Here is a 25,165-nt window from a genome sequence, read left to right on the forward strand (position 1 = left end):
CTAGCCAACCGAACTATCCGGCGCGCCCCGCTCGCCCCCTCGGCCCGGGCAGGCGCGCCAGACGTGCCAGTCGAAGGGAACCGCGTGTCTGAAGCGTTCGAGGGCGGCGGACGGCTGCCCGCAGCGTTCATGAATCCGGGGACGTCGTCGTTCACCGACTTCCTCGCGTCGGTGAACCCCGGGCTGCTTCCGGGCCGGCGCGACCTGCCGCAGGGCGGCTCGGCCTCCCACCTCACCCCCGAGGCCACCACCATCGTGGCGCTCACCTTCCCCGGCGGTGTGGTCCTGTCCGGCGACCGCCGGGCCACGTCCGGCAACGTCATCGCCAACCGCGACATGGAGAAGCTGTTCCGCACGGACGAGTTCTCCGCGATGGCCATCGCGGGCTCCGCGGGTATCGGCATCGAACTGGCCAAGCTGTTCCAGGTCGAGCTGGAGCACTACGAGAAGAAGGAGGGGCAGCCGCTCTCCCTGGAGGGCAAGGCGAACCGGCTGGCCGCGATGATCCGGGGCAACCTCGGACTGGCCATGCAGGGCTTCGTGGTGGTCCCGCTGCTGGTCGGCTACGACGAGCCCCGCGAGCAGGGCCGGATCTTCAGCTACGACCCGGTGGGCGGCCGGTACGAGGAGCACCGCTTCCACTCCATCGGCTCGGGGTCCGTCTACGCCCGGGGCGCGCTGAAGAAGCTGTACCGCGATGACCTCGGCGAGGAGGACGCCGTGGTCGTGGCGCTGCAGGCGCTCTACGACGCGGCCGACGACGACTCCGCCACCGGCGGGCCGGACCTGCACCGCGAGATCTACCCGCTGGTCGACGTCATCACCGACGAGGGGCACCGCCGGCTGCCGACCGGCACGGTGGCGGACCTGGCCGCGTCCATCGTGCGGGGCCGCTCGGAGCGCCCCGACGGTCCCACCGCGCCGGTGCGCTGAGACCCTGACCCTCCCTCGCCGTGCCGCCCGGGCCACGCCCCGGGGCACCGGCTCGACCAGTAAAGGAAGCACCCGCGGTGTCGATGCCGTTCTACGTCTCGCCCGAACAGGTCATGAAGGACAAGGCGGACTACGCGCGAAAGGGAATCGCGCGGGGCCGCAGCGCCGTCGTCCTCCAGTACGACGGCGGGATCCTGTTCGTGGCCGACAACATGTCCCGCACCCTGCACAAGATCAGTGAGCTCTACGACCGGATCGCCTTCGCGGCGGTCGGCCGCTACAACGAGTTCGAGAACCTGCGGCTGGCCGGGGTCCGCTACGCCGACTCCCACGGCTACATGTACGACCGCCGCGACGTCACCGGGCAGATGCTCGCCAACGCCTACGCGCAAACGCTCGGCGCCGTCTTCACCGAGAGCAACAAGCCCTGGGAGGTCGAGCTCGTCGTCGGAGAGGTCGGCGACACCGCCGAGGACGACCAGCTGTACCGCATCACCTTCGACGGCTCCGTGGTCGACGAGCGCGACTTCGTCGCCATGGGCGGCTCCGCCGAACGCGTCAAGGCGGCGCTGAAGGACCGCTACGTCCGCGACGCCTCCCTGGCGGAGGCGCTGTCGGCCGCCATCCACGCGCTGGCCCACGAGAACGGCGAGCAGCGCGAGCTGGAGGCGGGCAGCCTGGAGGTCGCCGTCCTCGACCGCTCCCGCGAGGAGCACCGCAAGTTCCGCCGGGTGCAGGGAGCCCGGCTGAACCGGCTGATCGCGGAGTCGCGCGGCGGCGAACCGGACGCGGCCACCGAGTCCGGCGGCTCCGACGCCTCCGGCGACGACACCGGGGCCTGATGCCGCAGCGAGGTGCGCGGGGGCGCGGGCGGGGGGCGCTCCGCCCGCTCCGCCCGCGCCCCCGCGGGGCCGGGCGAATCGCGTGCCGCCGCCCTGGCACAGGACGGGACCGGGCAATAGTGTGAGGTCTGGAGCACCGCGGCGTGCCTGCCTGCGGTGACGTGGGACGGGAGTTGGGTGAGGCCGCGTGGAACGTCGCATCTTTGGTCTGGAGAACGAGTACGGCGTCACCTGCACGTTCCGGGGGCAGCGGCGGCTGTCGCCGGACGAGGTGGCGCGCTACCTGTTCCGGCGGGTGGTCTCATGGGGGCGCAGCAGCAACGTGTTCCTCCGCAACGGGGCCCGGCTCTACCTCGACGTCGGCAGCCACCCGGAGTACGCCACTCCGGAGTGTGACAGCCTCGCCGACCTCGTCGCGCATGACAAGGCCGGCGAGCGCATCCTGGAGGGGCTCCAGGTCGACGCCGAGCAGCGCCTGCACGAGGAGGGCATCGCCGGCGAGATCTACCTGTTCAAGAACAACACCGACTCCGCCGGCAACTCCTACGGCTGCCACGAGAACTACCTCGTGGGCCGGCACGGGGAGTTCGGCCGGCTCGCCGACGTACTCATCCCGTTCCTCGTCACCCGGCAGATCATCTGCGGCGCGGGCAAGGTGCTGCAGACGCCGCGCGGCGCCCTGTACTGCGTGAGCCAGCGCGCCGAGCACATCTGGGAGGGCGTCTCCTCGGCCACCACCCGCTCCCGCCCCATCATCAACACGCGCGACGAGCCGCACGCCGACGCCGAGCGGTTCCGCCGGCTGCACGTCATCGTGGGCGACTCCAACATGAGCGAGACCACCACCCTGCTCAAGCTCGCCTCCACCGACCTGGTGCTGCGGATGATCGAGGCCGGGGTGGTCATGCGCGACTACACCCTGGAGAACCCGATCCGGGCCATCCGGGAGGTCAGCCACGACATGACCGGCCGCCGCAAGGTGCGGCTGGCCAACGGGCGCGAGGCCAGCGCGCTGGAGATCCAGCGCGAGTACCTGGAGAAGGTGCAGAACTACACCGACCGCAACGGCGTCGACGCCACCGGCAAGCGGGTGCTGGAGCTGTGGCAGCGCACGCTCGACGCCGTGCAGACCGGCGACCTCGACCTCGTCTCCCGTGAGATCGACTGGGTCGCCAAGTACCAGCTCCTGGAGCGCTACCGCGCCAAGCACGGGCTCTCGCTCTCCTCCCCGCGGATCGCCCAGCTCGACCTCACCTACCACGACATCCACCGCGACCGCGGGCTGTTCTACCTGCTCCAGCGGCGCGGCCAGATGGAGCGGGTGGTCGACGACCTCAAGATCTTCGAGGCCAAGGCGGTGCCGCCGCAGACCACCCGCGCCCGGCTGCGCGGCGAGTTCATCCGCAGGGCGCAGGAGAAGCGCCGCGACTTCACGGTCGACTGGGTGCACCTCAAGCTCAACGACCAGGCGCAGCGGACCGTGCTGTGCAAGGACCCCTTCAAGGCGGTCGACGAGCGGGTCGAGAAGCTCATCGCCGGCATGTAGCCGGCCCGGCGCGACGGCCGCCGACCAGCTCGTGAGGGGGCGGAACCCGCAGGGGGGACGCCCCCTCTTACGGTGCTCTAACCCGGTCCGTGCAGTATTGCGGCTTCGATAGTGTGTCGGGGACTCCGGACCGAATCTTGAGGTTGGCATTATGCGTCGTAGCACCGCAGCGGCCCTCGTGGTGCCGTTCTCCGCGCTCCTCCTGGCCACGTCCAGCTGCGGGGTCATCCCCGAGGACTGGCGGACGCCCGCCTTCCTCAGGTCCGAGGAGGAGCTGGACGAGCGGCTGCCCACGGTCACCGGGGACCTCGGCGAGGAGCCCGACGTCTCCTTCCCCGACATCGCGCCCCCGGACGAGCAGATCTCCGGAGTCGTCACCCGGGGCTCGGGCGAGAACGACCTGGTCCGCGCCGACGACCTGCTGCTCGCCGACATCGTCGACTACCAGTGGACCGGCGAGGGCGAGGCGGAGCAGACCCAGTCCACCTACGAGACCGGTGCCCCGGTCCTGCTCCAGCTGGAGCAGATGACCGACGAGCTGCGCCAGGACCTCGTCGACCAGCCGGTCGGCTCCCGCGTCGTCTACGTCTTCCCGGCCAGCGAGCAGCAGGCCGCCGGCGGCGAGATGCCCACCGGGGCGTCGGTGTCGATCGTGGACATCCGCGGCCGCTACGGCAAGGGCGACACCGTCCCCGGCGAGCAGGCCACCGACGGCGGCGGCGAACTGCCCACGGTGGCCGACAACGGCCACGAAGCCCCCGACATCTCGATCCCCGACAACGAGCCGCCCGCGGACCTGGAGGCGGTCGACCTCATCGAGGGCGACGGCCCCGAGGTCGAGGAGGGCCAGCAGCTCGTCGTGCAGTACACCGGCGTGACCTGGTCCGACGGCGAGGTCTTCGACTCCACCTGGAGCCGGGCCGGTGCCCCCGCGACCTTCCAGATCGGCGTCGGCGCCGTCATCGAGGGCTGGGACCAGGGGCTGGTCGGCCGCAAGGTGGGCAGCCGCGTGCTGCTGGCGATCCCGGAGGAGCTCGCCTACGACGGCCAGGAGGGCGCTCCGCAGGGCGCGCTGGTCTTCGTGGTCGACCTCCTGGCCGCCGTCGACGGCCAGCCGCCGGCGGAGGAGCCGCCGGCCGAGGGCGAGGAGAGCCCGCAGTAGCCCGCGCGGTCCCGGCACCGACGCCGGGCCGCCGCGACCGCGAACCGACGCCCGGCGGGCCCGCCCGCCGGGCGTCGCGCGTGCCGGGGCGGGGCCGCTCAGCCGGCCGCGGCCAGCAGGCCGGCCGCGTGCCGGCCCGCCGCCGCGGCCGCCAGGAAGTAGGCCAGGTCCTCCGCCAGCCCCCGCCCCATGCTGGACACCCGCACCGGAAGCGCCCGCAGCGCGTCCTCCAGGCCGTCGACGGGCACCTCCACCAGCCGGTGCCGGCCGGCCAGCTCGGCCGCCTGGTCGCGCACCCGGGTGCCGAACGCGCCCGGCAGCGCCGGTACGACGACGTCGGCGGCGGCCAGCGCCACCCGCCCGTAGGCGGTCAGGCTGTGGTGGGAGACCCCCCGGTGCCGCTCGCGGGCGTCGGCCTCGCTGACCCGCAGCGACGCGACCGGCCGCCCGCCCAGCACGGCGGCCGCGTTCACGGCCTCGCCGGTGGCCACCCCGGAGAACCCCCACGGGGTCCCGGTCCCGAGGTTGCCCGGCCCCTGGGCGACCACCGCCAGTTCGGCGCCGAGCACGTGCCGGGCGGTCAGCAGACCCGTGTGGGTGGTCACCGCCTCCAGGTCGCCGCCGAAGGACTGCCCCACGGTGACGGTGGCGGCCAGCCGCCCGGCGGCGCGCAGGGCGGCCGCGCTGCGGGAGAACCAGGCGGGCAGTGCGCCGCCGTCGAGCATCACGTAGACCACCCGCGTCCCCGGCCGGGTCGCCTCCACGCCCGCGAGCACCGCCGGCAGGGCGGAGTGCAGGTCCGCGGTCACCACCGGCATGCCGTCGACGCCGTCGGCGCCGCGCAGGATCTCGTGGTGCGGCGACCCCTGCTCGTCGGCGCCGAGCACCGTGCACTGCAGCGGCGTGTAGCGGGCCTTGACCAGGTGCCCCGGGCCGGCCGGATCGGGCGGCAGCCGGTCCGGCACCGCGACCACGAGCGCGTAGCCGCCCGTCCCCAGCCCCATGGCCAGCGCCGTGGTGTTCAGCAGCACCCGGTCGCCGGCCTCGGGGCGCCCGACCAGCGCGGTGTAGGCGAGCGCCCGGCAGGCGGCGGGCGCCGCGGAGCCGTCCGCCCCGCCGCCGTCCGCCTCCAGGGCGACCTCCAACTCGGCCGCACCCGGCCATTCGCGTCGGATCCGGCTGACCGCGCCGGCGCGCCATCTGATCACGTGAGGCACGGTACCGTCTTGGCGGGACGGGCGCTGGGGATACGGGCGTGACACACTGCGGAAGGGCGAGACGATGTCGCAGCGGAAGACCGAACGGCAGCTGAACCTGGTGATCTGCCTGCTGGCCACACGGCGCTTCCTGACCGCGCAGGAGATCCGCGCCATCGTGCCCGGCTACGCGGAGGCGGAGAGCGACGCCGCGTTCAAGCGCATGTTCGAGCGCGACAAGAAGGAGCTGCGCGACAGCGGCATCCCGGTCGAGACCGGCGGCGGCGACGTGTGGAGCGACGAGGAGGGCTACCGCATCTCCCGCGCCGACTACGACCTCCCGCCGATCGAGCTGCGGCCCGACGAGGCCGCCGTGCTCGGCCTGGCCGCGCGGGCGTGGCGGCACGCGGCGCTGGGCGAGGCCGCCGCCAACGCGCTGCTGAAGCTGCGCGCCGCCGGCGTGCCGGTCGACGGCGCCGCCGCGCCCGACATCACGCCGGTCCTGGGCACCGACGAGCCCGCGTTCCTCCCCATCTGGCAGGCCGTCCGCGACCACCGCCCCGTCGCCTTCGACTACCGCAAGCCCGACCAGTCCCTGAGCCGCCGCGAGGTGGAGCCGTGGGGCGTGGTCAACCTGCGCGGCCGCTGGTACGTCGCCGGGTTCGACCGGGGCCGCGGCGAGCGGCGGGTGTTCCGCCTCGGCCGGATCGTCGGAGACGTCCGGGTGCTGACCAGCGGGCCGCCGGTGCGGGTGCCCGAGGACGTCGACGTGCGCTCCGTGGTGCGCGGGCAGCGGGCGGAGCCCGAGCAGATCGCCGCCGTCCGGGTGCGGGCCGACTCCGCGCACGTGCTGCGGCGCGGCGCCCGCCGGATCGTGCCCGGCGCGCACTCGGTCACCGCGCCCGGCTGGGACCTCGTCGAGTACCCCTACGCCGACCTCTCCGAACTGGTGGGGGAGGTCGCGCAGTTCGGCGACCGCGTGGTGGTGGAGTCCCCGCCCGAGGCGCGCGCCGCCGTCCGCGACCACCTGCGGGCCGTCGCCGAGCGGGCGCCCGGAGCCGAGGCGCCCGACGAGCCCGAGGCGCGGCACACCCCGGCCCCGGCCGCCCGGCGGGCCGCCGCCTCCGCCGAGCAGCTGCGCCGGCTGCTGATGCTGGTGCCCTACGCGCTCAGCCACGACGTGCGCGTCTCCGAGGTCGCCGAGCACTTCGGCCTGAGCGAGCGCCAGGTGCTCAAGGACCTCGGCCTGCTGTGGATGTGCGGTCTGCCCGGCTACACCCCCGGCGACCTGATCGAGGTGGACCTCGACGCGGCCGAGTCCACCGGCGAGATCATCATCGGCAACGCCGAGACCCTCGCCACCCCGCTGCGGCTGACCGCCGACGAGGCCGCCAGCCTCATCGTCGGCGTGGACCTGCTGGCGGAGATCGCCGGCGCCGCCCACAGCGACGCCCTGAAGAGCGTCGGGGAGAAGCTGCGCGCGGCCGCCGGCGTGGGCGTGGACCGGCTCACCGCCGCGGTGGACGTCCGCATCGAGCTCAGCGACGAGGTCCGCGCGCTCCAGCGCCGCGCCGAGGAGGCGCTGCGCGGCGGGCACCGGGTGCACCTGCGCTACCTCGCCGGCTACGACGACGAGGTGACCGAGCGCGACGTCGACCCCATGCGGCTGGTCGTGCTGGACGGCCAGCCGTTCCTGGAGGGCTGGTGCCGGCTGCGCGGGGCGGTCCGGATGTTCCGGCTGGACCGGGTGCTCGACCTCACCGTGCTCCCCGTCGCCGCCGAGGTCCCGGCGCACGCCGACCCGCGCGACCTGCGGGCCGGCGTGCTGCAGTTCTCCGCCGACGACGCGTTCGTCACACTGGAGCTGGGGCCCGGGGCGCGCTGGGTGGCCGAGGAGTACGTCTGCTCGGGGCTGCGCGAACTGCCGGGCAACCGGCTGCGGGCGACGCTGCGCACGCCCGCACCGGCGTGGGCGCGCCGGCTGGCGCTGCGGCTCGGCCCGCACGGGCGGGTGGTGGCGCCGCGGGACCTCGCCGAGGGGGTGCGCGCCGAGGCCGCGCGGGCGCTGTCCGGCTACGCCGGGGAGTGAGGGCGCCGGTCGGGCCGGGTGAGCGCGGTGGCCGGCCGTACCGGGCGAATTCACCCGGGGGCCGCCGAAGGGCGGGCGGCGACCGAGTAGGCTCGAAGCCGTGTTCGCCATGGTCGGTCTCCTCAGCGGCGTCGCCGCCGGCCTCGCGCTCGTCGGCCTCCTGGCGGCCCGGCTCCTCGGAGAGGCGCGGCGCCTGCGGGCGCAGGTGGCGCGGACCCGGGCCGAGCTGGAGCCGCGCTGCCGGGTGTTACGCGAGCTCACGGAGGACGCCCGCCGGGACGTCCGGTGAAATTCGGGCAGACAGGGCGTACCATCGATGGCGCGGGAAGCGCCCCTGAGAGAGGTTGGGACACATGGGTGGTATCGGAGCGCGCGAGATCCTCATTCTGCTGGTGATCGCTCTCTTGCTGTTCGGCGCGAAGAAGCTCCCGGAGCTCGCGCGCTCGATGGGCCGCAGCGCCCGCATCCTCAAGGCCGAGGCCAAGGGGCTCACCGAGGAGGAGAGCGGCGGCGACTCCAAGGCGCAGCCCGCGCAGGCCGCCGGCCAGCCCGACCCCGCGGCCCCCCAGCAGCACGAGCAGCAGCAGGGGCAGCCCCAGCCGTACCAGCCCTACGGCGGGGCGAACCAGCCCTACTCCGCGCAGCCCCAGCAGTCCGGTTACCCGCAGCTTCCCGCGGGGCAGCGCATCGTCGACGGATCGGTGAACGACCCGGCCCAGCGCCCGTACGGCAACTGACGCACCACACAGACGGCAAGCACGGTGGGAACGCGGCGCCCTGACGGCGTCGCGTCCGTCCTGATACGGTCCGGCGGAGAGAGACAGAGGTCATGCGGCTGAGGCGACAGCGGCGAGAGGCGAACCCCGAGGGACGCATGCCGCTGATGGACCATCTGCGTGAACTGCGCAACCGGGTCGTCAAGGCGCTGCTGTTCGTGGCGCTCGGCGTTGTGGTCGGGTTCTGGCAGTTCGAACTGGTGTGGGACTTCCTCCAGCGCCCCTACTGCGCGCTGCCGCAGTCCAGCCAGCTGGACTCCGACGGCTGCAACCTCATCTACACCGGCATCTTCGACGCCTTCTTCCTGCAGTTCAAGGTCGCGATCATCATCGGGATCGTGCTCTCGTGCCCCTTCTGGCTGTACCAACTGTGGGCCTTCGTCGCCCCCGCCCTGCGCGGGAAGGAGAAGCGCTACACCTACGTCTTCGTCGGTGCGGCCGTGCCGCTGTTCCTCTCGGGGGCGGCGCTGGCCTACTACATCACCGAGAAGGCCATGCAGATCATGTTCAGCTTCGGGCCGGACGGTTCGGTCCCGCTGATCACGATGGACAACTACCTCAGCTACATCATCATGATGCTGCTGGTGTTCGGCGCCGCCTTCGTGCTGCCGCTCATCGTGGTGCTGCTGAACTTCCTCGGCGTGCTGCCGCACGAGGCCATCGCCAAGTGGCGGCGCATGATCATCTTCGTGGCGTTCGTCTTCGCCGCCGTCGCCACCCCGGGCGGCGACCCGATCACCATGATGGCCCTGGGCGTGCCCGTGGTGCTGCTGTTCGAACTCGCCGAGCTGATCGCGTTCCTGCACGACCGGCGGCTGCCGCGGCGCGACCCCTACGCCGGGCTGGGCGACGACGAGATCTCCTCGATCGACGACGAGGAAGACGAAACCTCCATCGCGCCGAACCGCTAGGGTCGGGGCCGGAGCCGGAGAGTAGGGAGAGAACTACTCCGGCCGCCCCCGAGCACTCCTTCGGAGAGGACCCAGAGATGAGCGAGCAGCCCAGCCAGTCGCCCGCCCGCGAGCTGCCGCCCGAGGCGCAGGGCAACGAGAAGTGGCACGACACCACGCACGCCGTCTGGAAGCGCTCGTCGCTGTCCAGCGAGGACTCCGACGCCATCGTGGAGGTCGCGAAGTTCGACGACGGCTACCGCGCCGTCCGGGACGGCAAGAATCCCGACAAGGGCATCCTGTTCTTCACCCCCGCCGAGTGGGAGGCGTTCGTCCTGGGTGCCAAGGACGGCGAGTTCGACATCCCCGAGGAGTACCTGACCCCGGAGGAGGCCGCGATCCAGCGCGGCGAGGTGCCGGTGTTCGCGGTGCCGTCCCCGCACAACACCGCGCCGCCGAAGGACGGCGACTAGCCGCCCCCGGGCCGGCCCCCGACCGGCGGGCCGGCCCGGCGCGGCAGCGCGGCCCCGGTGGACCGGTACGGGCGTTCGGCCGGATATGGCGCGGCTGTCCCCAACCGGGCGTTCCGTGCGCGCGCGACCAGCCGCGACGGCCTAGGCTTGTGCGATATGAGTACGCACGCCGCGCGCTACGCCGAGTTCCGGCGGCGCCAGAGCGAGTCCAGCGCCGACATCGCCGATTTCCAGAACCTGTACGGGTTCGAGTTCGACGAGTTCCAGATCCGGGCCTGCAAGGCCCTGGAGATGGGCCACGGCGTGCTGGTCGCCGCGCCGACCGGCTCCGGCAAGACCGTGGTCGGGGAGTACGCCGTCCACCGCGCCCTGCGCGACGGGAGCAAGTGCTTCTACACCACCCCCATCAAGGCGCTGTCCAACCAGAAGTACACCGACCTCGTGCGCCGCTACGGGGCGGGGCGGGTCGGCCTGCTCACCGGCGACAACAGCGTCAACGGCGAGGCCCCGATCGTGGTCATGACCACCGAGGTGCTGCGCAACATGCTCTACGCCGGGTCGCAGACGCTCGGCGGACTCGCCTACGTCGTCATGGACGAGGTGCACTACCTGGCGGACCGGTTCCGCGGCGCGGTGTGGGAGGAGGTCATCATCCACCTGCCGGAGTCGGTCCGGATGGTGGCGCTCTCGGCCACGGTGAGCAACGCCGAGGAGTTCGGCGAGTGGCTGCTCCAGGTGCGCGGCGACACCACGGTCATCGTGGACGAGACCCGGCCGGTGCCGCTCTGGCAGCACGTGATGGTGGGCAACCGCATCCAGGACCTGTTCGTGGACCTGTCCGACGCCGACCCCGGCGAGGAGGCCTCCGACTCCGCGGGCCGCGGCCGGCGTGCCAAGCGCCGCCGGCGCGAGGGCGCCGCCGCGGCGGAGGTGCTGGTCAACGGCGAGCGCATGCAGGTCAACCCGCGGCTGGTCCGGCTGGCCGAGGAGGAGGACCGGCTCGCGCAGCTCGCGTACCGGCGCCGGGCCCCGCAGTCGCGGGCGCGCTCCGGCGGGCCGCGGCCGCGCTCGAAGTTCCAGCCACCCAACCGGGTGCAGATCGTGCAGGAGCTCAACCGCGACGGGCTGCTCCCGGCGATCACGTTCGTCTTCAGCCGCGCGGGCTGCGACGACGCGGTGCGCCAGTGCGTCATGGCGGGCCTCTCGCTCACGACCGAGGAGGAGGCCGAGGAGATCCGCGAGTACGCCGAGCGGCAGTGCGCCGACATCCCGCCGGCCGACCTCGCGGTCCTGGGCTACCACGAGTGGATCATCGCGCTGCAGCGGGGGATCGCCGCGCACCACGCCGGGCTGCTGCCGACCTTCAAGGAGGTCGTCGAGTCGCTGTTCTCCCGCGGGCTCATCCGCGCGGTGTTCGCCACCGAGACCCTCGCGCTCGGCATCAACATGCCGGCCCGCACCGTGGTGATCGAAAAGCTCGACAAGTGGAACGGCGAGACGCACGCCGCCCTCACCGCCGGCGAGTACACGCAGCTCACCGGGCGGGCCGGCCGCCGCGGCATCGACGTCGAGGGGCACGCCGTCGTGCTCTGGCAGCCGGGCACCGACCCGCAGGCCGTGGCCGGCCTGGCGAGCACCCGGACCTACCCGCTGAACTCCAGCTTCCAGCCGTCTTACAACATGGCGGTCAACCTGGTGGGGCAGGTCGGCCGGCAGCGCAGCCGCAGCATGCTGGAGTCCTCCTTCGCGCAGTTCCAGGCCGACCGGGCGGTGGTGGGCCTGGTCCGCCAGCTCCGCAAGCACGAGGAGGCGCTGGAGGGCTACGCCGAGGCGGCGGAGTGCCACCTGGGCGACTTCATGGAGTACGCGCGGATGCGCCGCGAGCTGAGCGACCGGGAGGCCCAGGCGTCCCGCAGCCGCGGTGCCCGGCGGCGGCAGGAGGCGCTGCGCAGCCTGGAGCAGCTGCGCGTCGGCGACATCATCCGGGTGCCGGCCGGGCGGCACTCCGGCTACGCGGTGGTGCTCGACCCGGGCAACCGGGGGGCCGACGATCCCGCGCCGCTGGTCCTCACCATGAACCGGCAGGTCAAGCGGGTGAACGCGGCGGACTTCCCGGTCCCGGCCGAGCCGGCCGGGCGGCTGCGCATCCCGAAGAACTTCTCCGCGCGTTCCGCGCAGTCCCGGCGCGACCTGGCGTCGGCGCTGCGCTCCCGCCTGGAGGGAGCGGAGGCGCCGCCGCCGCAGCGGTCCCGCGGCGGCGGGGGAGACGACCCCGAGATCGCCCGGCTCCGCCGGGGGCTGCGCTCCCACCCGTGCCACGGCTGCGCCGACCGCGAGGAGCACGCACGCTGGGCGGAGCGCTACTTCCGGCTCGCCAAGGAGACCGACACGCTGCGCGCCCGGGTCGAGGGCCGCTCGCACGTCATCGCCCGCACCTTCGACCGGGTCTGCGGGGTGCTCCAGCAGCTCGATTACCTGGACGGCGACACCGTCACCCCCGAGGGGCGCCGGCTGGCCAAGATCTACTCCGAGCTGGACCTGCTCGCGGCGGAGTGCCTCCGGCGCGGCCTGTGGGAGGACCTCACGCCGGCCGAGCTGGCCGCCTGCCTGTCCACCCTGGTGTACGAGGCGCGGCGCTCCGACGAGACCTACCCCCGGGTGCCGGCCGGCGCCGCGCAGGACGCGCTGGCCGAGATGGTGCGGCTGTGGGGCGACCTGCACGAGGTCGAGCGCGACCACCGGGTGTCGTTCCTGCGGGAGCCGGATCTGGGGTTCGTGTGGGCCACCTACCGGTGGGCCAACGGCGACCGGCTGGACCGCATCCTGGATGAGGCCGGCATGCCGGCCGGCGACTTCGTGCGCGCCACCAAGATGCTCATCGACATGCTGGGCCAGATCGCCGACGCCGCCCCCGAGGGCAGCGCGGTGCGCGGCAACGCCCGCACGGCGATGGACGCCGTGCGGCGCGGGGTGGTGGCGTACTCCTCGGTGGGGTGACGGCCCGCGGGGCCGGGTCTGCCGCGGAGGGCACGTGGCGGACCCGGCGCCGGACGCGGCGCGGGCGTCAGGCGACGCCCAGCAGCACCGTGCGTGTGGTGACGACACGGGAGCCGGCGGGCAGCGCGGGATAGCGGTCGGGGTCGACGGTGCGCAGCCACAGGCCCGCCCCCGGCGTGAACAGGGCATGGGCCTCCAGCGAATCCCAGAGCTCGCTCATCAGGGCGAGGGCCGCGCACGCGCACGGGGGTCCGGAGAGCGAGGGACGCACGGGGGAGCGCCAGCGGCTCAGGTCGACGCCGTGGTCGTCGGGTTCTCCTCCCTGGACGACCTCCACCAGTGTGGTGGTGAGTGCCGAGGGCAGGCGGACAGCTGGCATGCCGATCTCCTCAAAGCTTCTACGCTACACAGCGTGATGGACCGACTTCAGTGTGAATCTTGACGCGCTAAGATTTCAAGTCGAATTTGTAAGTCCATCAAGAATTTCTTTCGCTGGCGGAGAAAGAGGGAGTGTTTGTGGCGGATCGTCATAGTCCGGGGGTGCGGCGGCGGAGGTTGTCGGCTGCGCTGCGGGCGCTGAGGGCCGACTCTGGAAGGACGGCGGCGGAAGTCGCGGCGCAGCTGAGCTGGTCTGCCGGCAAACTCACCCGCATCGAACGCAACGAATGGCGCCGACCGAGCGCGCGGGATGTAGGCGCGCTCCTTGACGCCTACGGCGTGGATGGCGACGAGCGCGCGCATCTTCTCGGTCTCGTCCAGGAATCCCGCGATCGCAGCGAGTGGCGGGCCTACCAGGATCTGTTCTGGGGGCCGCTTCCGGAGTTCGAAGCGGAAGCCGTCCGAATCCGCACCTATGGAGCGCTGGTGGTTCCTGGGCTACTCCAGACGCCAGAATACGCAGCGGCGGTGTTTCGCGGCGGGCAGATCATGCCTGACGGCGAGATCGCCAGCAAGGTCGAGGCACGCATGGCGCGTCGGCGGGTGCTTGACGCGCCGGATGGGCCGCCTCTGCACGCGCTGATCGATGAGGCAGCGCTGTGGAAGGCGGCCGGCTCAGTGGAAGTGATGGTCGAACAGCTGCGCTACCTGGCGGGAATGGCGGCGCACTACAACGTGACCATTCTCGTCGTCCCGAACAGCGCCGGCGTGCATCCGGCTGTCACTGGGGCCTTCTCGCTCATCGATTTTCCGCACCCTGAGCCGGGGATTGTCACCTTGTCCAATGCTGTTGGGTCCCTCTATGTAGAAGATCCGGCATATGTCGCCCGATATACGCTCGTATACGACTATGTCCAGGGAGTGGCGCTGAGCCCGACCGACTCGTTGGCGTTGATCTCCCGGATCGCCGAAGAACTATCGAAGTGAGTCGTCCGCCATGCCTCTCAAGTTCCGCAAGTCCTCGTACTCCGACTATCACGACGACTGTGTCGAGGTTGCCGATCTTCCCGCTCGTGTGGCTGTGCGGGACTCCCACCACCCCGAGCGCGGTCACCTGACCTTCCCCACGGCCGAGTGGGCCGCCTTCCTGTCCGCCGTCCACCGGGACGAGGTCTAACGCGCGACGGCGGGGCCGGGGGTGCTCGGAACACCCCCGGCCCGCGCCTGTGGCACGACAAACGGAATCTACGCCGTCAAGGTCGGCGTCCCGGTCAAACCGGACAGCTGTTCCCGCTCAGTCCGCCGCGTCCTCCCAGCGCCCGCGCAGCCACACCGTCGTGTCCGCCGGCAGCGTCCCGCCGCTCACGTCGGCGCTCGCCACGATCACCTCGCCCTCCGGGAGCGGGACGGCCGCCGGGCCGGTGTTGACCAGCACCAGCACGTCCGGCCCGCGCCGGAACGCCAGCACGTCGCCCTGGTCGCGCCCGTCGTCCCACGCGAACGACTCGTCCCGGGAGAACGCCCGCCGCTCGCGGATGGCGGTGCGGAACAGCTCCAGGGTGGAGTCCGGGTCGCCGGTCTGCGCCTCCACCGACAGATCGCCCCAGCCGCCCGGCTGCGGCAGCCAGCCCGCAGCGGTGCCGAACCCGAAGGACGGGCCGGACCGCTCCCACGGGATCGGGACCCGGCAGCCGTCGCGGCCCTTGGCGGTGTGGCCGGTGCGTTCCCACTTCGGGTCCTCCAGGACCTCGGCCGGCAGGTCGGCGACCTCCGGGAGGCCGAGTTCCTCGCCCTGGTAGATGTAGGTCGAGCCCGGCAGCGCCAGCTCCAGCAGCGCGGCGGCGCGGGCGCGGCGCAGGCCCAGGGCCAGGTCGGGGGCGGGGTCGGTGCCGTCGCTGAGCAGCCACGCGGTGAGGTCGGTGCCGGGCGGCAGCCCGAAGTGCGAGGCGGGGCGGACCACGTCGTGGTTGGACAGCACCCAGGTGGCGACCGTCCCCACCGACGTGGCGTCGGCGATCGAGGTGTCGATCACCTTCCGGTAGGCGACGGCGTCCCACGGGCAGCGCAGGAACTCGAAGTTGAACGCCTGCTGGAGCTCGTCGGAGCGCAGGTAGCGCACCAGCCGGTCGCTGGGCAGCCAGGCCTCGGCGACCGCGATCCGGGGCGGGTCGAACTCCTCGAAGACCTGGCGCCACTCCCGGTAGATCTCGTGGGTCTCCGGGCGGTCCCAGTGCGGATGGTCGGGATTCACCGTGATGTCCGAGAGGCCGTTGCTCTCGGCGTCGGGGACCAGCACCACGTCGCGCAGCGGTTCGGTGAGGTCCTTCATCAGCGCGTAGGCGACGTCCACCCGGAACCCGTCCACCCCGCGGCGGCTCCAGTAGCGCAGGATGTCGAGGAACTCCGCGCGGACCTCGGGGTTGGCCCAGTTCAGGTCGGGCTGCTCACGGGCGAACAGGTGCAGGTACCACTGGCCGTCGGCGACGCGGGTCCAGGCCGGCCCGCCGAACCGCGACTCCCAGTTGCTCGGCGGCAGCGACCCGTCCGGGCCCTTCCCGTCGCGGAAGATGTAGCGCTCGCGCTCCGGCGAACCGGGGGCGGCGGCCAGCGCCTGCTGGAACCAGGTGTGCCGGTGCGAGGTGTGGTTGGGGACGATGTCGACGATGACCCGGATGCCGCGCTCGTGGGCGGCGGCGACCAGCGCGTCGAAGTCGTCGAGCGTGCCGAGCAGGGGGTCCACGTCGCGGAAGTCGGAGACGTCGTAGCCGCCGTCGGCCCAGGGGGAGGGGTAGAACGGCGACAGCCAGACGGCGTCCACACCGAGCGCGGCGAGGTGGTCGATGCGCCGGGTGACTCCGGCGATGTTGCCGACGCCGTCTCCGTCGGTGTCGGCGAAGCTGCGGGGGTAGATCTGGTAGATGACGGCGTCGCGCCACCAGGTGTCGCTCATAGTCTCCCTCTGCGATCGGTGGGGATCTCCGGGGTCGGGCCGGGTGCTGTGCGGGGGGCGGAGGCGGATCGGCGGACGACGAGCTCGGTGGGCAGCAGGACGTGCTCGGCGGGGTCGGCGCCGCCGCGCAGCAGGCGCGCGGCGAGCCGGGCCGCCGCCGCCCCCAGCTCGGACACCGGCTGCGCCACGGTGGTGAGGTCCAGCACCTCGGCGACGTCGTGGTTGTCGAACCCCACCACGGACACCGCCTCGGGCACCGGCACCCGGGAGCGGCGCAGCACGCCGAGGGCGCCCATGGCGACGTCGTCGGACTCCGCGAACAGGGCGGTGGGCGGATTCGGCGCGCCGAGCAGCCGGGCCGCCGCCGCCGCGCCGCCGCGCGGGCCGTCCCGCTCGGTGACGACGACCGCCTCGGCGCCGGCCTCGGCCATGGCCTGGAGGTAGCCGTCCCTGCGGTGGCGCGAGATCCAGGAGAACCCGGTCTCGTCCCGCGACTGCACGTAGGCGATCCGCCGGTGCCCGAGGTTGAGCAGGAAGCGGGTGGCCGCCGCCGCGGCGGCCGCGTTGTCGATGAACACGCTCGGCCGTCCCTCGGCCCGCTGGCTGCAGTAGACGACCGGAACACCGATCTCGTCCAGCTGCTTGGTCTCGCGGTCGTCGAGGTCCAGGGAGACCGCGATGACGGCGTCGACGTTGCGCCGCAGCGGCAGCGCCCGCACGTAGCTGTCCAGCCCCTCGGCGTCGCCCACCTCGTAGACGAGCATGTCCAGGCCGGCCGCGCGCAGCTCCGCGCTGATACCGGCCAGGGCCGCGCCGAAGAACCAGGGCCGCAGGAACGGCACGATCGCGGCCACCCGGCCGGTGGCGCCGGTGACCAGGCTGGAGGCGTCCCGCGACACCACGTAGGAGAGTTCGGCCGCGGCGCGCGCCACCTTCGCGCGGACCGCCGGTGAGACGCCCGGGGCGCCGCGCAGCGCCCGCGACACCGTGGACAGGGATACGCCGGCGCGGCGCGCGACGTCGCTCATACGCGGATGCTCCGGGGACGCCATGGCCCGGATGCTAACCGCGGCTCACCGCAATGGCAACGCTCTCAGGTCAAGGGCGTACACATTGGCGCAATCTATCGGCCATTGGTTTCACTGAGTGTTGACTCGAACACACTTGAAATGGCAACGTTTGCATCCATCTGGGACGGCCCCTAGGAGTGACGCATGCGACTCTCGCGGAGGACGTTGCTGCGCGCCGCGGCGGCGATGGCGGCGACTTCGCTGGCCGGGTGCGCGACCGGCGGCGGCGACCCCCTGGCGGGCCGGAGCACCGCCGTTCCCGAGGAGCCGGTCAGTATCGGGTGGATGGCCCAGCGGCTCGCCGACAACGAGGGGCGGGACCTCCGCCGCACCCTGGCCGAGGCGTTCCAGCGGCGCTATCCCACCATTACCGTCCACCTCACCGAGGTGCCGCCGACGACCGACGTGCGGCGCACCACCCTGACCACCCAGATCGCCAGCGGCTCCCCGCAGCCCGACGTCTACCTCGGCGACTGCGTGTGGCCGGCGCAGTTCGCCCACAACTCGCTGGCCGCGCCGCTGGGGGCGGTCGCGGAGCACCGCCGGTTCTGGGACGGCTTCCCCGAGCCGGTGGCCGAGGCGGTCCGCTACGGGAGGCAGGCGTGGGCCTATCCCCTCTACGTCGACTACGCCTTCCTGTACTACCGGGCCGACCTGCTGGACAAGCACGGACTCGCGGTACCGCGCACGTGGGAGGAGCTGGTGCGCACCGCGCTGCGGCTCAAGGAGGCCGGCGACGTGCGCTACGGGTTCGTGTGGCAGGCGGCGTCCTCCGAGGCGCTCACCTGCAACGTCAACGAGCTGCTGGCCGACGCCGGCGGCGCCCTCATGGACGCCGAGGCGCGCCGCGTCCTGGTGCGCTCCGACGCCGCGCGCCACACGCTGGAGTTCATGGCGGGGCTGGTCGCCGACGGCGTGTCGCCGGCGGCGGTCGGGACGTTCGCCGAAGAGCAGGCCATGACCGCCTTCTCCAGCGGCCAGGCGGCGTTCCTGCGCAACTGGTCCTACGCCTGGGGCGCGGCCAACGCCGAGCGGTCGGCCGTGCGCGGGAAGGTCGGCGCCACCCTGCGCCCGGCGTTCGACGGGGTCGGCCGGCGCGGGCTGGCCACGATGGGCGGCTGGCACAACTTCGTCAACCCGCACACCGAGCAGCTCGGCGCGGCCCTGGCCTTCGCGCGCTGGATGGCGGAGGAGGAGGCGCAGACCCTCATGGCGACGACCTCGCCCTACACGCCGGCGCTCAGCTCCGTCCTCAGCGCCCCCGCGGTGGTGGGCCAGGACAACCCCACCTTCCGGCTCGCCTCCGAGGCCGAACTCGTGCTGCGCCCGACCCGCTCGCCCTACTACCCCCAGATCAGCAAGGCCGTCTACACCAACGTCAACCCGATCGTGGTCGCCGGCGGCGGCGACGTCGGCGGCGCCGTCGACGCCATGGCCGACGAGATGACCCAGGCACGGGACGGAGCGGCACTGTGAGGATGCTGACGGAAGGGGCGGCCGTGCCCGCGCCGCGACCACCGGGGGACGACCGGCGCCCGCGCGCGGGCGCCCCCGTCCGCGACCACCGGGACGCCAACGAGCGGCGGATGGCACGGGTCGGGTGGATCTACACGATGCCGTCCCTGGTGGTCATCGCCGCGGTCACGATCTTCCCGATCCTGTTCTCGGTGGTGCTGAGCTTCGCGCGGGTGCGGATCACCTACGAGGGCTTCTCGGTCGAGGCGCTGACCCTGCGCAACTACCTCGCCCTGCTGAACTCCGGCGACTGGTACTACGCGATCGCCTTCACGGTCGGCTACACGGTGGTGACCGTGGCGGTCGAGCTGGTCCTGGGCACCCTCGCCGCCCTGATCCTGGAGCGGCTGGCCGGCGCGCGCGGCTGGCTCATGGCGCTGCTGCTCATCCCGTGGTCCATGATCACGGTGGTCTCGGCGCAGCTGTGGTCCTACATGTACAACTCCTCCTACGGCGTGATCACGTGGGTCCTGGAGGCGGTGCTCGGCCTGGAGTCCGCGCCGCTGATCCTCGGCCGGCCGCTGCCGGCCATCACCGCGATGATGGTGGCCGACATCTGGAAGACCACCCCCTTCGTCGCGATCATCGTGCTGGCCGGCCTGGTGATGCTGCCGCGCGACGTCTACGAGGCCGCGGAGGTGGACGGCGCCAGCTCCTGGACCATGTTCTGGCGGGTCACCCTGCCGCAGCTGCGCGCCACCATCGCGGTGGCGCTGCTGTTCCGGGTGCTCCAGGCGTTCGGGGTGTTCGACCTGCCGTTCGTGCTGACCGGCGGCGGCCCCGGGGTGGCCACCCAGTCGCTGGCGGTCATGGGCTACAAGGTGCTGTTCCAGGACCTCAACATCGGTCCGGGCGCCGCGATCGCGACCAGCACCGGGCTGCTCGTGGGCGGGGCGTGCCTGCTCTGCCTCAAGGCGTTCCGGTCCCAGATCGGGCGGGAGGAGCTGTCGTGACGCGGTCCCGACCGCGCGGCCGGCGCCGCGTGTTCACCCTGGTCAACCTGGGCGCGCTCCTCCTGGCCCTCGGTACCGCGGCCCCCCTGTACTGGCTGGTGGCCAACGCCCTGAAACCGGGCGCCGAGATCGGCCGGGTGCCGCCGACGGCCTGGCCCGAGGACGCCACGCTCGACAACTTCGAGGACGCGTTCGTGGGAGCCGGGTTCGGCACCTACATCGGCAACAGCCTCCTCATCAGCCTGTCGGCGACGGTCGTGGTGGTGGGGCTCTCGACGTTCTCGGGGTACGCGCTGGCCCGGCTGCCCATGCGCGGCCGCGGCCCGATCATGGTGGCGCTGCTGATGATCTCGGTGTATCCGGCGATCGCCGTGCTGACGCCGCTGTACCTCGCCGAACGCCAGCTGGGCCTGCTCAACTCCCATCTCGGGCTGATCATCCCCTACGTGGCGTTCAACCTGCCGTTCGCGATCTGGATCATGCGCAACTACATGCTGAGCGTGCCGCGCGGGCTGGAGGACGCGGCCCGGGTCGACGGCGCCACGCCCACCCGCACGGTGCTGTGGATCATCCTGCCGCAGGTGCGCCCGGGGCTCTTCACGGTCGGGGTCTTCACCTTCACCGCCACCTGGACCGAGTTCCTGATGGCGCTGACGATCAACTCGCAGGACGCCTACCGGACTATTCCGGTGGGCATGGCGTTGTTCGGCACCGTCTACGAGGTTCCCTATGGCACGATCTTCGCGGCGGCGGTGTCGGTGACCGCGCCCATCGCGATCCTGGTCCTGGTGTTCCGCAGGTTCGTGGTCTCCGGGCTGACCGCCGGCGCGGTGAAGGGGTAGACCGACCGGGCGGGTGCCCGGCGGGCCAGGGAGGGGCACGGCCGGGCATGTCGCAGCGCATCCTGCTGATCACGAACGACTTTCCGCCGCGCAGGGGCGGCATCGAGACGTTCTGCTACGAGCTCGCGGTCCGGCTGCCCGGCGCGGCCGAGGGGGAGCTCGTCGTCTACACGTCGCGCTCGTCGGGGGACCACGAGTTCGACGCCGGCCTGCCCTTCCGGGTCGTGCGGGATCCGGGCAGCACGATGCTGCCCACCCGGCGGGTCGCCCGGCGCGCGGTCGAGCTGCTCCGGGAGCACGGCTGCGACCGCGTGGTGTTCGGCGCCGCGGCCCCGATGGGGCTGCTGGCGCGCGACCTGCGCAGCGCCGGCGCGCGGCGCCTGGTGGCCATCACGCACGGCCACGAGCTGTGGTGGGCGCGCGTGCCGGGGGCGCGGCAGCTGCTGCGGCGGATCGCCCGCGACGTCGACGTCCTCACGCACCTGGGGCACTTCACCGGCGACGTGCTGCGCCGCGCGCTGCCCACCGACGTCGGCGACCGGATGGTCCGGCTGGCACCCGGCGTCGACCCGGGGCGCTTCCGGCCCGACGCCGACGGCCACGCCCTCCGCGAGCGGTTCGGGCTGGGCACCGACCCCGTGGTGCTGTGCGTCTGCCGCCTGGTGCCGCGCAAGGGGGTGGACACCCTCGTCCGCGCCATGACGTGGCTGCGCCGGGCGGTACCGGGGGCCCGGCTGGTGGTGGTCGGGGGAGGGCCGGACGAGCGGCGGCTGCGCGCGCTGGCCGCCTGGGCCGGGGTCGCCGACCGGGTGGTGTTCGTCGGCGCCCACCCGCCCGACGAGCTGCCGGGGTGGTACGCCGTCTCCGACGTGTTCGCCATGCCGTGCCGGAGCCGGCTGGGCGGCCTGGAGGCCGAGGGCCTCGGCATCGTCTTCCTGGAGGCCGCGGCCAGCGGGCTCCCGGTGCTGGTGGGCGACTCGGGCGGCGCGCCGGAGGCGGTGCGGCACGGGGAGACGGGGTACGTGGTGGACGGCCGCGACCCGAGGGCGGTGGCCGGCCGGCTGGCCGCCCTGCTGGCGGATCCGGCCCGGTGCCGGGTGCTCGGCCGGGCCGGGCGGGAGTGGGTGCTCGACGCCTGGACGTGGGACGGCGTGGCGGAGCGCGTCGTGGAGCTGGTGCGCGGCTAGCACGCGGGCGGGAGCCCGCCGCGGGGCCGTGCGCGGCGGCCGGCCGCATTCGGGCGCCGGCGTGCCTGGCGCGCGCGCCGGGGCGTGGGTAGAGTGCCGAACGTCACCATTTATGTGGACGACCTAATAAATTGATGGTGTGCGGGAACTCTGCTGGAGGTCTGCATGGCCGTGGAGCGTCGGCTTCCGACACCGGAGGCCGCGGAACTGCTGGAACTCGCCCGGGAACTGGCGGAGAAGGAACTCCGGCCGCGGGCCGCCGAGGGCGAGCGCAGCGCGGCGTTCCCCCGCGACGTCTTCCGCACGATCGGCCGCGCCGGGCTGCTGGGGCTGCCCTACCCGGAGCGCTACGGCGGCGGCGGCCAGCCCTACGAGGTCTACCTGCAGGTGGTGGAGGAGCTCGCCGGAGAGTGGCTGACGGTGGGGCTCGGGCTGAGCGTGCACACGCTGGCCTGCTTCCCCGTGGCGGAGTTCGGCACCGAGGAGCAGCGGGCCGAGCTGCTGCCGGGCATGCTCGGCGGCGAGTCGCTGGGCGCCTACTGCCTCTCCGAGGCGCACTCCGGCTCCGACGCCGCGGCCCTGAGCACCCGCGCCGAGGCCGTCGCCCCCGGAGCCGGGCCGGACGCCGCGGGCGGCTACCGGGTGCGGGGCGCCAAGTCGTGGATCACGCACGGCGGGGTCGCGGACTTCTACACGCTGTTCGCCCGCACCGGCGAGCCGGGCTCGGGCGCCGGCGGCATCAGCTGCTTCCATGTGCCCGCGTCCGCCGCGGGTCTGGCCGCCGACCCGCCCGAGCACAAGATGGGCCTGAACGCCTCTCCCACCGCGGTGGTGCGCTTCGACGACGTGGCGGTGCCGGCCGGGGCGCGCATCGGCGCGGAGGGGCGGGGTTTCACCGTCGCCCTCGCGGCGCTGGACTCCGGGCGGCTCGGCATCGCCGCCGGCGCGGTCGGGGTGGCCCAGGCGGCGCTGGACCTCGCGGTGGAGCACGCCCGGCAGCGCCGGCAGTTCGGCCGGCCGATCGGGGAGTTCCAGGGCGTCTCGTTCCTGCTGGCCGACATGGCCACCCAGGTGGCCGCGGCCCGGGAGCTGTACCTGGCGGCGGCCCGGCTGCGCGACGCCGGCCGGCCCTTCGGCACCCGTGCGGCCATGGCCAAGCTGTTCGCCACCGACACCGCGATGCGGGTGACCACCGACGCGGTCCAGGTGCTCGGGGGCAGCGGCTACACCGCCGACCTGCCGGCCGAGCGGCTCATGCGGGAGGCCAAGGTGCTGCAGATCGTCGAGGGCACCAACCAGATCCAGCGCCTGGTCATCGGGCGCGACCTCCTCCGCCAGGGCTGAGCTGGACCGGCCCGGCCCGGGCCGGGCCGGGCCAGCGACGCGGACGGCGGGCCGCCCAGGTGAGGGGGCGGCCCGCCGTCGGCCGTCACTCGGGCGGGCGCGCGGCCCGCGGCATCACGCCTTGGCCGCGACGTTGGCCGGGTGGCCGATCGCCAGACCGCTGACCTTGTCGAAGTAGTGGAGCTGGCGGGTGTCCACGGCCAGCGTGATGGGCTGGCCCGGGCGCACCACGCTGCGCGGGTTGACGCGGGCGGTGAACACCGACTTGTCGCGGGCCAGCGGCAGGCCGGCGCCGACCCCGTCCTCGTCGTCGCCGTCGCCGGCCGCGTCGGCGGCGAGGGCGGCGGCGTCCTCGTGCTCCAGCGGCGGGGCGTCGACGGTGAAGATCACGTTGATCTCGGTGCCCAGCTCCTCGGTGACGTCGGCGACCACCTCCATGGTCCCGCTGTTGTGCGCGGCCATCTCGGCGTCGTCGAAGTCGGAGGGGCGGATGCCGAGCACGATCTCCCGGCCGAAGTAGTCGCGCAGCGCGGGGCGCTCCTCCAGCGTCTCGGCGGGGACCGGCAGGGTGTGGTCGGCGAACTTCAGGGTGGCGCCCGTGCCGTTCTCGGTCAGGGCGGCGGTGACGAAGTTCATCGCGGGGGAGCCGATGAACCCGGCGACGAACAGGTTGACCGGGTGGTCGAACAGGTTCTTCGGGGTGTCCACCTGCTGCAGCCGCCCGTCGCGCAGCACCGCCACGCGGTCGCCGAGCGTCATGGCCTCGATCTGGTCGTGCGTGACGTAGACGGTGGTGACGCCCAGCCGCTCGTGCAGCTGGTTCAGGGAGGCGCGCATCTGCACCCGCAGCTTGGCGTCCAGGTTGGACAGCGGCTCGTCCATGAGGAACGCCTGCGGCTCGCGGACGATCGCCCGGCCCATGGCGACGCGCTGGCGCTGGCCGCCGGAGAGCGCGGCCGGCTTGCGCTTCAGGTAGGGCTCCAGGCCGAGCATCGCGGCCGCCTCCTTGACGCGGCGCTCGATCTCGGGCTTGGGGGTCTTGCGGAGCTTGAGGCCGAACGCGAGGTTCTGCTCCACCGTCATGTGCGGGTACAGCGCGTAGTTCTGGAAGACCATGGCGATGTCGCGGTTCTTGGGCGGGAGGTCGTTGACGACCTTGTCGCCGATGCTCAGCGTGCCGTCGCTGATCTCCTCCAGGCCGGCGATCATCCGCAGCGCGGTGGACTTGCCGCAGCCGGAGGGTCCGACCAGCACCATGAACTCGCCGTCGGCGATCTCCAGGTTGAGGTTGTCGACGGCCTTGACCCCGCCGGAGTACACCTTGTCGACGTTCTCGAGGACGATCTTCGCCATGGCTCAACAGCTCCTTCGTGCGTGGTCGGTCGCTGCGGCCGCGCCGTCCTCCGTCGTCCGCTCCGCGGCCGCTCGGACCGGGCGGGCAGGGCGGGTGGCCGGACGGTCCGGCGGGAGCGGGCGGTGCTGCCCGGATGCGATTCGACCGGCTTCGAACGTTATGTTCATTTGCTGATCGGTTCTTATCGATCGATCGCCTGTATCGAACACCATTGCCGACCGTTTTGTCGAGACTATGGGCGTGTTGCGGCGGGAAGTGTTCACTATTTGAGATATAGCGGGACACGGAGCGACGTTTTGGGGTGGGGGCTGATCGTTCGGCTGATCGAAGTGGCCGCCGGGCGCCCGGAGCCGCGGCCGGACCGCCGGAGTGGCGCCCGGCGTCGCCGGTGCGTTAGCCTGGCGGACGATTACCCGGTCTCGGCCCCGCGGTCGCTGACCCACGGCCCGCCCAGGCGCCCCACGAGGTCCGCCGACACGGGGCGGGGGTTGCGGCGGCGGGTCGGCAGTCTGGGTAATCTACTGACCAGTCCAGCACTGGACGGGCCGGTCGAGCGGTCCGGTGCTTGCCTCGCTGGACGCCGCGCCACGCACCAGGTGCGGCGGGAAGCGGGGGAAGCGGCGGGGTTCCGCGACCGGGCGGGGGGTTGGACCCGGAAAAGGCTCGAA

The 25,165-nt window shown here is 72.9% G+C and carries 22 protein-coding genes; 17 read left to right on the forward strand and 5 right to left on the reverse strand.

Annotated features, from left to right (window positions below):
* The first annotated feature begins 84 nt into the window (after positions 1–84).
* From prcB to DEF28_RS16110, 4 genes are all read left to right on the forward strand, one after another.
* Positions 85–933 carry a proteasome subunit beta gene (gene prcB / locus DEF28_RS16095; RefSeq protein WP_181874309.1) on the forward strand — a complete coding sequence of 283 codons (849 nt, stop codon included), beginning with the start codon at positions 85–87 and terminating at the stop codon, positions 931–933.
* Positions 934–1,016: 83 nt separating this feature from the next.
* A complete protein-coding gene (prcA, locus tag DEF28_RS16100) occupies positions 1,017–1,775 on the forward strand; it encodes a proteasome subunit alpha (protein ID WP_114398131.1) in 759 nt (252 codons plus the stop codon).
* A gap of 187 nt (positions 1,776–1,962) precedes the next feature.
* Positions 1,963–3,321 carry a Pup--protein ligase gene (gene pafA, locus DEF28_RS16105; protein ID WP_114398113.1) on the forward strand — a complete coding sequence of 453 codons (1,359 nt, stop codon included), beginning with the start codon at positions 1,963–1,965 and terminating at the stop codon, positions 3,319–3,321.
* Between the two features lie 151 nt (positions 3,322–3,472).
* On the forward strand, positions 3,473–4,483 hold the full coding sequence (locus tag DEF28_RS16110) for an FKBP-type peptidyl-prolyl cis-trans isomerase (RefSeq protein WP_114398114.1): 1,011 nt from the start codon (positions 3,473–3,475) through the stop codon (positions 4,481–4,483).
* 98 nt (positions 4,484–4,581) lie between these two features.
* On the opposite strand, the gene DEF28_RS16115 is transcribed toward DEF28_RS16110, so the two are convergent.
* The gene (locus DEF28_RS16115; RefSeq protein ID WP_114398115.1) at positions 4,582–5,691 is read right to left on the reverse strand and encodes a DUF3866 family protein; all 1,110 of its coding nucleotides are present in this window, start codon (positions 5,689–5,691) and stop codon (positions 4,582–4,584) included.
* A gap of 73 nt (positions 5,692–5,764) precedes the next feature.
* Here DEF28_RS16115 and DEF28_RS16120 point away from each other — a divergent pair, with 73 nt between their 5' ends.
* The 6 genes from DEF28_RS16120 (at position 5,765) to DEF28_RS16145 (ending at position 12,904) form a co-directional block, all read left to right on the forward strand.
* Positions 5,765–7,768 carry a helix-turn-helix transcriptional regulator gene (locus DEF28_RS16120; RefSeq protein WP_114398116.1) on the forward strand — a complete coding sequence of 668 codons (2,004 nt, stop codon included), beginning with the start codon at positions 5,765–5,767 and terminating at the stop codon, positions 7,766–7,768.
* A 109-nt stretch (positions 7,769–7,877) separates the two neighbouring features.
* A complete protein-coding gene (locus tag DEF28_RS27585; RefSeq protein ID WP_181874310.1) occupies positions 7,878–8,057 on the forward strand; it encodes a hypothetical protein in 180 nt (59 codons plus the stop codon).
* Between the two features lie 64 nt (positions 8,058–8,121).
* Positions 8,122–8,505 (forward strand): Sec-independent protein translocase subunit TatA, encoded by a 384-nt coding sequence (tatA, locus tag DEF28_RS16130; protein WP_114398117.1) that lies wholly within the window; start codon positions 8,122–8,124, stop codon positions 8,503–8,505.
* Positions 8,506–8,642: 137 nt separating this feature from the next.
* A complete protein-coding gene (tatC, locus tag DEF28_RS16135) occupies positions 8,643–9,455 on the forward strand; it encodes a twin-arginine translocase subunit TatC (RefSeq protein ID WP_114398118.1) in 813 nt (270 codons plus the stop codon).
* Between the two features lie 77 nt (positions 9,456–9,532).
* Positions 9,533–9,907 (forward strand): DUF397 domain-containing protein, encoded by a 375-nt coding sequence (locus DEF28_RS16140; protein ID WP_114398119.1) that lies wholly within the window; start codon positions 9,533–9,535, stop codon positions 9,905–9,907.
* Positions 9,908–10,063: 156 nt separating this feature from the next.
* Positions 10,064–12,904: a DEAD/DEAH box helicase gene (locus DEF28_RS16145; protein WP_114398120.1), complete on the forward strand. Its 2,841-nt coding sequence runs from the start codon at positions 10,064–10,066 to the stop codon at positions 12,902–12,904.
* Between the two features lie 67 nt (positions 12,905–12,971).
* Here DEF28_RS16145 and DEF28_RS16150 read toward each other — a convergent pair whose 3' ends face one another.
* Complete coding sequence (locus DEF28_RS16150; RefSeq protein WP_114398121.1) at positions 12,972–13,283, reverse strand: hypothetical protein; 312 nt, start codon at positions 13,281–13,283, stop codon at positions 12,972–12,974.
* 137 nt (positions 13,284–13,420) lie between these two features.
* Between DEF28_RS16150 and DEF28_RS16155 the strand changes: the two genes are divergently transcribed.
* Positions 13,421–14,269 carry a helix-turn-helix domain-containing protein gene (locus DEF28_RS16155; protein WP_114398132.1) on the forward strand — a complete coding sequence of 283 codons (849 nt, stop codon included), beginning with the start codon at positions 13,421–13,423 and terminating at the stop codon, positions 14,267–14,269.
* 10 nt (positions 14,270–14,279) lie between these two features.
* On the forward strand, positions 14,280–14,459 hold the full coding sequence (locus DEF28_RS16160; RefSeq protein WP_114398122.1) for a DUF397 domain-containing protein: 180 nt from the start codon (positions 14,280–14,282) through the stop codon (positions 14,457–14,459).
* A gap of 117 nt (positions 14,460–14,576) precedes the next feature.
* Here DEF28_RS16160 and DEF28_RS16165 read toward each other — a convergent pair whose 3' ends face one another.
* The gene (locus DEF28_RS16165; protein ID WP_114398123.1) at positions 14,577–16,232 is read right to left on the reverse strand and encodes a glycoside hydrolase family 13 protein; all 1,656 of its coding nucleotides are present in this window, start codon (positions 16,230–16,232) and stop codon (positions 14,577–14,579) included.
* Complete coding sequence (locus tag DEF28_RS16170; protein WP_233515336.1) at positions 16,229–17,284, reverse strand: LacI family DNA-binding transcriptional regulator; 1,056 nt, start codon at positions 17,282–17,284, stop codon at positions 16,229–16,231. Before DEF28_RS16170 ends, DEF28_RS16165 begins: the two co-directional genes overlap by 4 nt.
* Positions 17,285–17,446: 162 nt before the next feature.
* Between DEF28_RS16170 and DEF28_RS16175 the strand changes: the two genes are divergently transcribed.
* From DEF28_RS16175 to DEF28_RS16195, 5 genes are all read left to right on the forward strand, one after another.
* A complete protein-coding gene (locus DEF28_RS16175; RefSeq protein ID WP_114398125.1) occupies positions 17,447–18,778 on the forward strand; it encodes an extracellular solute-binding protein in 1,332 nt (443 codons plus the stop codon).
* 2 nt (positions 18,779–18,780) lie between these two features.
* Positions 18,781–19,770, forward strand: coding sequence for a carbohydrate ABC transporter permease (locus DEF28_RS16180; protein ID WP_233515337.1), 990 nt, complete (start codon positions 18,781–18,783; stop codon positions 19,768–19,770).
* The gene (locus DEF28_RS16185; protein ID WP_114398126.1) at positions 19,767–20,612 is read left to right on the forward strand and encodes a carbohydrate ABC transporter permease; all 846 of its coding nucleotides are present in this window, start codon (positions 19,767–19,769) and stop codon (positions 20,610–20,612) included. The genes DEF28_RS16180 and DEF28_RS16185 overlap by 4 nt, the downstream gene beginning before the upstream one ends.
* Positions 20,613–20,659: 47 nt before the next feature.
* A complete protein-coding gene (locus DEF28_RS16190) occupies positions 20,660–21,799 on the forward strand; it encodes a glycosyltransferase family 4 protein (RefSeq protein WP_114398127.1) in 1,140 nt (379 codons plus the stop codon).
* A gap of 165 nt (positions 21,800–21,964) precedes the next feature.
* The gene (locus tag DEF28_RS16195; RefSeq protein ID WP_114398128.1) at positions 21,965–23,143 is read left to right on the forward strand and encodes an acyl-CoA dehydrogenase family protein; all 1,179 of its coding nucleotides are present in this window, start codon (positions 21,965–21,967) and stop codon (positions 23,141–23,143) included.
* Positions 23,144–23,257: 114 nt separating this feature from the next.
* On the opposite strand, the gene DEF28_RS16200 is transcribed toward DEF28_RS16195, so the two are convergent.
* Entirely contained in the window at positions 23,258–24,496 is a 1,239-nt protein-coding gene (locus DEF28_RS16200) for an ABC transporter ATP-binding protein (protein WP_114398129.1), read from the reverse strand.
* Positions 24,497–25,165 lie beyond the last annotated feature (669 nt).

Origin of the sequence: Marinitenerispora sediminis (assembly GCF_003336425.1) — a bacterium.
Lineage (GTDB): Bacteria > Actinomycetota > Actinomycetes > Streptosporangiales > Streptosporangiaceae > Marinitenerispora > Marinitenerispora sediminis.